Genomic DNA, 8,037 nt, shown 5'->3' with positions numbered 1-8,037 from the left:
CACGGTTGAGCATTTGGCGCTGATTCAAGGCGTAGGTCAAAGCGACGCCCAATCGCGACTTTGGCGCTGGAGCGGCTTGTTCACACCATGCCCAGAACTGATCGATCAGCGGTTTCAGGTCGGTCTGTCGACACTTCAGACGCTCCTCTGGCGAGAGAAGGCGCCACTGTTCTTCCAAATGGAACATCTGGTTGAGCAGCTCTAAAGGCTTCGTGCGAGTGAACTTACCTTTGACCTTCACGGCGTCATCGTAGAACTTGCGTCTTACGTGGGCCCAACAACCAACCCGGATGACGCTGTCGCCGAGGAGATTATAACCGGCGTAGCCATCACACTGCAGGACACCCGTATAACCTGAGTAAATTTGCTGGGCGAACTTACCGGAACGGGTATTGCCATATGCGTAGTAGACGACCTGCTGGTCGGCGAGACGAATACTGCGCTCGACCCAGATGTAAGACTTGCTCCTGGCAGACTTGCCAGGTTCTCTTAACACTTGGAATGGTGTTTCATCACCCTGAAGAAATCGCTGCGATAAGAGATGTTCATGCATTAGATCATAAACTGGTCTGACGATTTCTGCGGCGTTAATGACCCAGTTGGCCATCGTTGTTTCGCTGACGATCAGGCCAGCACGCGCCCACTCCAATTTCTGGCGGTAGAGTGGGGTCCCCAGAGTATATTTCTGATGAAGCACCTCGGTGACTAATGATGGGGTTGCCTCGCTGTGAGGAAACAACGCCTGCGGCGCCTGGCCTTGATACAGGTGAGAGACGCCATCGGATTGTTCACAGTCAGCGCACTTGTATGTCGCTTCATAAATGTTCTCAACATAGAGTCTACCTGGAATGTGTTGCACGACCTGGCGAACAAAGTGTTTGCCGACCTTTATTAGCTGATGTCCATGTTCGCAAACGCTGCTTTCGCGCTCAATAACCGTTTCTTCAACCGGTAGATTGACATCAATGGTTTCAACGCGGCGCCGTTTAGCTTTACGCTGGATTGACGTTACGACTGCTTCTTCGCTTTGTTCCCCAGTCTGCTCTGGGTCCGTAAAAACACTACTGTCCTCCAACAGAGAAAGCTGATTCGGATCAACCAGCTTCTCTGAATGAGACCCGTAGAGTTTCCGAGTTAAATATGCGACCTGTTCCGTCAGGGCCTGAATTTGGTCAGTCAGACTCCCAACCTGTTTGGTCAGTTCGCTATTTTGCTCGAGCGCCTGTTCGAGTAATTCTTCAGTCGTTTTCGCCATCGGCGTGGACCTCAATTCATCAAGATGGGCTGAGTGTACCACTGATACGACAGGCTTCCTAGCTTTATTTAGTGGACACTTTACCAGAATTCGGCGCCTGTCTTTGTGGACAGTAAGGCCGAACTGTGGACTCCAGTCCCCAGCCCGATAACAGCCGTTCTAGTTGTTTTGCGTGTAGCTTTTTCACCTCACTTTGGGTCGTTGGCCACTGAAGTCGGCCGTCTTCGATCCGCTTATAGAGCAGTATGAATCGTTGATATTCTTCCTTGATCACGCCAGCCAAACCATCGATGCCGCGACGCAAGTCGGTCTTGCCACAGATCAGATAAATGCCGCTTAGTCTACGCACATCAATGAGCATCGTTGAACACGGCTTTCAGTAGGGCGTCAAGAATGTAACCCTGAATCCGGCCATAGACCACCACGGTCTTATTGTCACCAATCCTGACCTGGAACGCCTTAGTCGGCACGCTCTGAGTCTGCCGGCGTTGATTCTCTTCCAATTTGATGCGAACAATCTCTGGCTTCTCATCCAATAAAAATCACCTCACCATATTTGATGAGGCAATCATATCGCCCAGAAGCTGGCATTCATATCCGGTCTGTTATTAGGTGCTTACTTATATTTGGACCGTTAGTTGAAATCAAAAACCCGATACCGACGCAAAGGCCGTCAGTATCGGGTTTTAAACTCTATGTGTAATTAAAATTGGTGATTAAGCTTTTAGGAATCCCAGGTATGCTCCGATGATGCTGAAGGCAAAAATGCCAAGGATGACCCAGATGACTTTAACTTTTTTCTTCAAGAGCCAGTAAACGAAGAAGGTCAGGCCCAATGCCAGAATCCCCGGGAAGATGCCATCAAGGATGCCCTGGATATCAATCTTACCGCCGGCAGTCTTAAATACCAGTGGAATGGTGAACTTGACTAGGGAAGAGGTCATTGATCCAATTGACATGAGACCAACAATTGAGGCTCCCATCGTGAAGATTCCGATTGAGTCACTTTCAAAGGCGTTTTCGATGGTCTTGGCCCCAGTCTTGTAGCCCAGATGCAAGGAACCATAGCGCCCGATGAAGTGAAGCGCTGTGTAAATCAGAAAATACAGAACAGGGCCGAGGATATTCCCAACGCTTGCAAGCGAAAGGCCAATCCCGGCAGCAATGACCCGGAAAGTCCCCCAGTAGAAGCTATCGCCAATCCCAGCCACGGGGCCCATTAAAGCCGCTTTAATCGATGAGATAGCCTCTGTATCAAAGTTATCGTCGCGGGCATTTTGCTCTTCCATCGCGAGTGACATGCCCATGATGAAGGGTGCAACGTGTGGGGTCGTATTGAACAATTCTGTGTTGCGATAGAGGGATTCGTACAATTTGTCATGCTGACCAGCATAGATTTTCTTCAGAGCTGGCAACAGGGTGAACGAGTAGCCCATGCCTTGCATATCGGTGTATGACTCGGAGCCTTGAAGGGCAAAGGAACGCCAGAAGATTTTATGAAGATCCTTCTTGTTCAACATTGGCTCGAGTTTTTTTGATGTGGTGGTTGGATTGTCTGCCATCGTTGATCACACTCCTTTTCTAAGCCTGCAGGCCTTTTTTGTTCCGGTTCAAAACAAGTAGGGCAATCAGGACGGCGCCAACCGCAACACCGATTACTGGCATCTTGAGGTAGGCTGTCAACATATACCCAATGAAGAAGTAGGGGGCCAGTTTCTTACTGATCATGCCTTGGATCAACATTGCAAACCCGACGGCTGGCAACAATCCTGAAGCTACGGAGAATCCAGTCATGAGCTGTTCAGGCATGATATCTACTAGTCCTTTGGTGGCTGTAGCGCCAAGTTGGACGACAATAAAGGTAAGAATCCCAGCGGGTAATCGGAGAATTAGTGGGAAGAAATGCCACTCCTGGAATTTCTTGAGGTTCTCTTCTTTGATTGCCTTGCGACCTTGAGCAATAGTGAATGAGTTCAGTGTGAATGCCAACATATTAAGACCTTGAGCAAGAACCGCAAAAGGCATGGCTAACGCAACAGCGACGCTGGCACCGGAACCGCTTTGAATAGCTAAGGCCGTAGCGATGGTCCCCGCAACACCAACGTCAGGGGGCAGGGCAGCGCCAATCGTGACAATACCAATGAACATGGCCTCAAGAGCAGCACCAATCAGAATACCGTCATGCAGATTACCTAGAATGAGGCCGACAATTGGACCGACAATAATAGGCCGGTTCATCATAGAAGCGCCGAAGTACCGTTCGTCAATGGTGGTAATATAGCCCACCAGAGCGATGAGGATATTTTGGATAATCATTGAAGATTGCCTCCTTTTCAGTATGGCTTTTCGCTAGATGTAGGTGTGGCTTGGATGACAATTTTGGTACCTAGGTCTTTGATGCTTTGCAGATTGGCTTTATCTTCAGGTGTTAATGAGATTGCGTCTGAGATTCGTTCTTTGCCCTCGGCATAGCGAATACCGCCCAGGTTGAGTGAGGTAGGGGCTTCGTCGCCAAGATCATTCATGATTTGAAGCGCATATTTCGGGCTACTAGTTACAACCATGATATTATGAGACTTAATGGGCTCATAGGTACTGGTAAAGTCTGTGCTAGCAATGATGTGAAGATCAACGCCAGCGGGCTTAGCCAAGCTAAGAATCATCTTTTTCATCGAATCCTTGGCCGAAGCGTCATCGACAACGATGATGTCGTCGGCTCCTACCGCTCTGGTCCATGCCATTGCGATTTGACCGTGAATAAGCCGATCGTCAATTCTGATTAGCTTGATCATTAAGATTAGCCTCCTCTAAAAGTGCACTACAGTTCATAATCGTCTGCTGATTATTCTTAAGGATGTCAGGCAAGGTTCTTTCAAACGCTGCATCGTTGCCTGCAAACATTGCAATCTCAAGTACAAGGGCAAGATTCATACCAGAAATAATTGTCACTTGGTCATATAAATTGTGCTCGGCAACGTAAGACATCCAACTATTATTAACACTACCACCTGGAATATCTGTGATGACGGTCACTTTTTGACCGTGCAACAACGCTAATCGTTGCTCGATATCCTGGTCGATATTATATTCAGGACTGGTGTAGGCACACATGGAAGACAGTTGAGGTAGCGTCCCGCCAATGTATTCCGCGCTTTTTTGCATACCCTCAGCCAGTTGCTGATGACTTGCGAGAATGATCTGTTGCAATTAGACACCTCCTTAATTGAACGTTACCAGTGATAACGTGTTGCTAACAAAAGAGACATTTTACAAAACAATAGTAAGCGGTTACAAAAACATTGTCAACCCGCTTGACACATTTTTTTGAAGGTGATATTATCCAGTTGTAAACAAATATGTTTACCTTTGGTAATCTTATTTCCATATTTCTAAGGAGGACTTGCAATGCTTAATTTTGATCAGGATCGGTTTTTGAAGACGGAAACAGGCGCGGTGAAGACTAACGCCGAAATCCAGAGTGTGTTGGATCGCGAGCTGGATAGCGTTGATAACATCTACTTCATCGGTTCAGGTGGTGTGGGCATTCTCTTCGATTCAACCGTAGAATTCGCACGCTCCCGCAGCGCATTCCCATTCCATCGGGTTATTGCCGCTGAGTTCATGCTTCAGCCAAACAAGACTTTCTCTAACAAGTCACTTGTTGTCATTCCTTCATTGTCTGGGACCACTAAGGAAACACTGGAACTCGTTAAGTATTGCGAAGAACACGATGTTCGGACGTTGGCCTTAGTTGGTAGCCCTGACACACCGCTTCAAAAAGAAGCCACCTATGCTATCTACAATGATGTATTAGATGACACGAGTTCCGAAAACTACTACCTGCAAGGGTTGATGATTGTCTTGTACGTCATGCTGAAGAAGGGTGAAATCGACCAAGCTCAGTACGACAGCTACATTTCCGACTTTGAAAAATTGCCAGAAGCTTTACTGGCAGCAAAGAAGCAAGCAGAACCGATTGGTGAAGCATTTGCTAATGAACATAAAGAAACGCCATACCACATCATCACTGGGGCCGGCGACAGTTTTGCCGAAGCCTACTACTATGGCATGTGCATCCTCGAAGAAATGCAATGGATCAAGACTCGGCCAGTTCAGGCAGCTGACTTCTTCCACGGCACCCTGGAACTGATTGAAAAGGGCGTCAGTGTCATTATCATGAAGGGTGAAGATAAGTCCCGGTCCTTGTCTGATCGTGTTGAGCGCTTCGTTCCGAAGTTTACGGATCAAGTTACTGTTATTGATACTAAGGCCTATGACCTGCCAGGTATTTCCGAAAACACACGTGAGATTATTTCTTCCGTTGTGTTGGCTACCGTCTTGGAACGCTTCAGTGCTCACCTTGAAGTGGTTCGGGATCACCCATTGACCTTCCGGCGCTACTACAAGAAGATGGAATACTAATATTAACTAGAGTTTAGAAAAAGCAGCACCGCGTGATGCGGTGCTGCTTTGTTGGAGGCAGAGATATGCAGATTGGAGTACTTTGCAGCGGCGGCGACGCCCCTGGGATGAATGCAGCGGTCTTAGGGACCGCTGATACAAGTGAGGCTGAGATTGTTTTTATTAAGAACGGGTACCGAGGCATCTACGAGAGAACCTTTGCCTTTCCTAATGCCATTGAGATTGAAGCTTCTCAAGCTGGTGCTGCGATTGGCACAGCGAGATTTGATGAATTTCGACAACCAAAGACAAGGGCGGAGATTGCTAAAATTCTCCATGAGGAAGGGTTCGACGCACTTGTCGTTGCCGGCGGTAATGGGTCATGGGAAGGCGCTCGCCTGTTGAAAGCAGAGACAGGATTTCCTGTGATTGTCGTGCCGGCGACGATTGATAATGACTTTCCCAACACTGATTACACGCTTGGCTTTGATAGTGCGCTCGACTGCATCTCTAATGCGGTTGATGATCTGATTCTTACCGCCCGGTCCCACCATCGGGTATTCTTGCTTGAGGTTATGGGCCGGAAAAGCTTTGAGCTGGCAGAGTCCGCAGCATACGCCAACTTCTCAATTCCGGTGCTTGATGAAAGTAAAGATAATTTAGATCGGATTGCTGAGAATGTGAACAAGCAGGGACGTTCCCAGATTCTGATTGTGCCAGAAGGACTGCCGGACAAGCAGGATGCGATCGAGTACTTGAGCGAGAAGATTGAATTAGAAACGAAATATCTGAATCTTTCTTATCTGCAGCGGGGCGCAAAGCCTACAACCTATGATCGGTTAATTGGTCACAGGTTTGGTGCGGAAGCAATAAGTTACCTATTGGCAAACCAAGACGGGTACTTGGGTAGAAAAGATGGTAAAATAATGCTATCAAATTGGTAAGAAATCTGACGTAATTCAGGAGGAAATGTATGATTTATCAGGATATAAAGGCTCAGATTATACAGGATTATATAGCTCCTTCTGATGCGCCAGACATGCTGCCATCTGAACGAGAATTGTCAGAACGTTACTCTGTGAGCCGGCCGACCATTAGAAAGGCCTTGATGACGCTCTCCGATGAGGGCAAGCTAGACAAAGCCAGTGGCCGCGGCTATCTCCGTCGATCAACCAAGCCGAAGTATACAGACCATGAGTTGAATACCTTTATTGGTTTCTTTGAAGATGTTAACGAGCAAGGCAAGAATACTCACTCGAAGGTTATTCAGCAGACGGTGCAGCCGGCTTCTGCAGAAGTGGCCGAGCACCTTGCTATTGATGAAGGCGATATGATTTTCGTCCTAGAACGTATTCGCTTTGTTGACGACACGCCGGTCTGCATTGCCAAGTCATGCTTACCGTTAGCATTAGTGCCAGACATTGCCGACCATGACTTTACATCCGAATCTCTGTTTTCGGTCTTGGAGAATCAGGGCTTACAGCTTGCAGTGGCTGACCGTTCGATTGAAGTTGTGCGTCAAAGTACGCGAGACAATCTCTATCTGTCACTTGAGCCAGACGAGCCGATTATGAAGTTTAATAGCATCGGTTATACTAAAGAACAAACGCCTTTTGAATATGAGACTTCTAAGTATCCAGCCTTCACCGTGAAGTTCGCCACGACCGTCAAGAAACAGGCGAACAATGATGAGGGTACAACGTCAACCAACCTTAAGTTAACGCAGCCAAAGGATTAATGATTTGCGAGGATTCAGCGGCCTTCTGTTAGATGCGTGATTTTTTTGCAAAAGGTGGTATACTTTAATCAGGAAATGATACATCGGTCTCATGTCGGGGTGGTAACCGACATTAGGTCCGGCCCGGCGGGTGTCTTCGCAAGAAGGTGCCCGTTTTTGTGTACCCAAAAAGGCATCTTCCAGGTTGGTAGGGCCCGAAAGATGCCTCAGGGGGCTATCCATCTAGCTACCCGCGCTTGGCCTTAGCCTTGCGTGACTTGGCACGATGGCGACGCTTGTGGGCTTTGTACGAGGATTGAATCCAAGCACAAATGCCGGTAGCGCATACCCCAGCAGCGGCGCCGGCCGCTACTTCAAGCAGGAAATGATACATCAGATCTCACCGCCAGGAGGCTCCAGTTGAGTTGCTCCCAGCGTTATAAGCATAGCAGAGATGGCGGCATGGGAGTAGCGGAACCCGAAGCCTTTTTCGCTCTGAATAGGATTATTAGGATGACGAATTGTCAACTCAAGTGCAACTTTTTGCCCATGAAGACTTCCGATGGTGTCTTCCAGCCTAAGACCTTGCGTGGTCGGTTATTCAGTTGTGCAATATAGGCATCGATTTCCGCATCCGTTTGGAGGTCTAGGTCTGTGTTCTTGG

Annotated in this window: 10 protein-coding genes and 1 pseudogene; 3 read left to right on the top strand and 8 right to left on the bottom strand. The window is 48.0% G+C overall.

What is annotated here, in order from left to right; translation table 11 throughout:
* From tnpC to EKM90_RS12335, 7 genes are all read right to left on the bottom strand, one after another.
* Positions 1 to 1,255 (bottom strand): IS66 family transposase (gene tnpC, locus EKM90_RS12365; RefSeq protein WP_125583059.1); only part of this gene is annotated, 1,255 nt, incomplete at its 3' end.
* A 64-nt stretch (positions 1,256 to 1,319) separates the two neighbouring features.
* Positions 1,320 to 1,616: an IS66 family insertion sequence element accessory protein TnpB gene (tnpB, locus tag EKM90_RS12970; protein ID WP_164507994.1), complete on the bottom strand. Its 297-nt coding sequence runs from the start codon at positions 1,614 to 1,616 to the stop codon at positions 1,320 to 1,322.
* On the bottom strand, positions 1,606 to 1,791 hold the full coding sequence (locus EKM90_RS12355) for a hypothetical protein (protein WP_125583057.1): 186 nt from the start codon (positions 1,789 to 1,791) through the stop codon (positions 1,606 to 1,608). The genes tnpB and EKM90_RS12355 overlap by 11 nt, the downstream gene beginning before the upstream one ends.
* 180 nt (positions 1,792 to 1,971) lie before the next feature.
* Positions 1,972 to 2,817 carry a PTS system mannose/fructose/sorbose family transporter subunit IID gene (locus EKM90_RS12350; RefSeq protein ID WP_225422879.1) on the bottom strand — a complete coding sequence of 282 codons (846 nt, stop codon included), beginning with the start codon at positions 2,815 to 2,817 and terminating at the stop codon, positions 1,972 to 1,974.
* A gap of 19 nt (positions 2,818 to 2,836) precedes the next feature.
* Positions 2,837 to 3,571 (bottom strand): PTS mannose/fructose/sorbose/N-acetylgalactosamine transporter subunit IIC, encoded by a 735-nt coding sequence (locus tag EKM90_RS12345; protein ID WP_125583055.1) that lies wholly within the window; start codon positions 3,569 to 3,571, stop codon positions 2,837 to 2,839.
* Positions 3,572 to 3,588: 17 nt separating this feature from the next.
* Positions 3,589 to 4,047: a PTS sugar transporter subunit IIB gene (locus tag EKM90_RS12340; RefSeq protein WP_125583053.1), complete on the bottom strand. Its 459-nt coding sequence runs from the start codon at positions 4,045 to 4,047 to the stop codon at positions 3,589 to 3,591.
* Entirely contained in the window at positions 4,025 to 4,462 is a 438-nt protein-coding gene (locus EKM90_RS12335; protein WP_125583051.1) for a PTS sugar transporter subunit IIA, read from the bottom strand. Before EKM90_RS12335 ends, EKM90_RS12340 begins: the two co-directional genes overlap by 23 nt.
* A 198-nt stretch (positions 4,463 to 4,660) precedes the next feature.
* Here EKM90_RS12335 and EKM90_RS12330 point away from each other — a divergent pair, with 198 nt between their 5' ends.
* From EKM90_RS12330 to EKM90_RS12320, 3 genes are all read left to right on the top strand, one after another.
* Positions 4,661 to 5,677: an SIS domain-containing protein gene (locus tag EKM90_RS12330; RefSeq protein WP_125583049.1), complete on the top strand. Its 1,017-nt coding sequence runs from the start codon at positions 4,661 to 4,663 to the stop codon at positions 5,675 to 5,677.
* Between the two features lie 65 nt (positions 5,678 to 5,742).
* A complete protein-coding gene (locus tag EKM90_RS12325) occupies positions 5,743 to 6,600 on the top strand; it encodes a 6-phosphofructokinase (protein WP_164507993.1) in 858 nt (285 codons plus the stop codon).
* A 29-nt stretch (positions 6,601 to 6,629) separates the two neighbouring features.
* Complete coding sequence (locus EKM90_RS12320; protein WP_125583044.1) at positions 6,630 to 7,394, top strand: GntR family transcriptional regulator; 765 nt, start codon at positions 6,630 to 6,632, stop codon at positions 7,392 to 7,394.
* 503 nt (positions 7,395 to 7,897) lie between these two features.
* Here the strand turns inward: EKM90_RS12320 and EKM90_RS12315 are convergent.
* Positions 7,898 to 8,037, bottom strand: a pseudogene (locus tag EKM90_RS12315) (IS30 family transposase); the annotation flags it as partial.

Origin of the sequence: Lacticaseibacillus suibinensis, assembly GCF_003946175.1 — a bacterium.
GTDB lineage: Bacteria > Bacillota > Bacilli > Lactobacillales > Lactobacillaceae > Lacticaseibacillus > Lacticaseibacillus suibinensis.
Note: the sequence above shows the minus strand (reverse complement) of the source record. Positions and strands in the feature narration are given on the sequence as shown.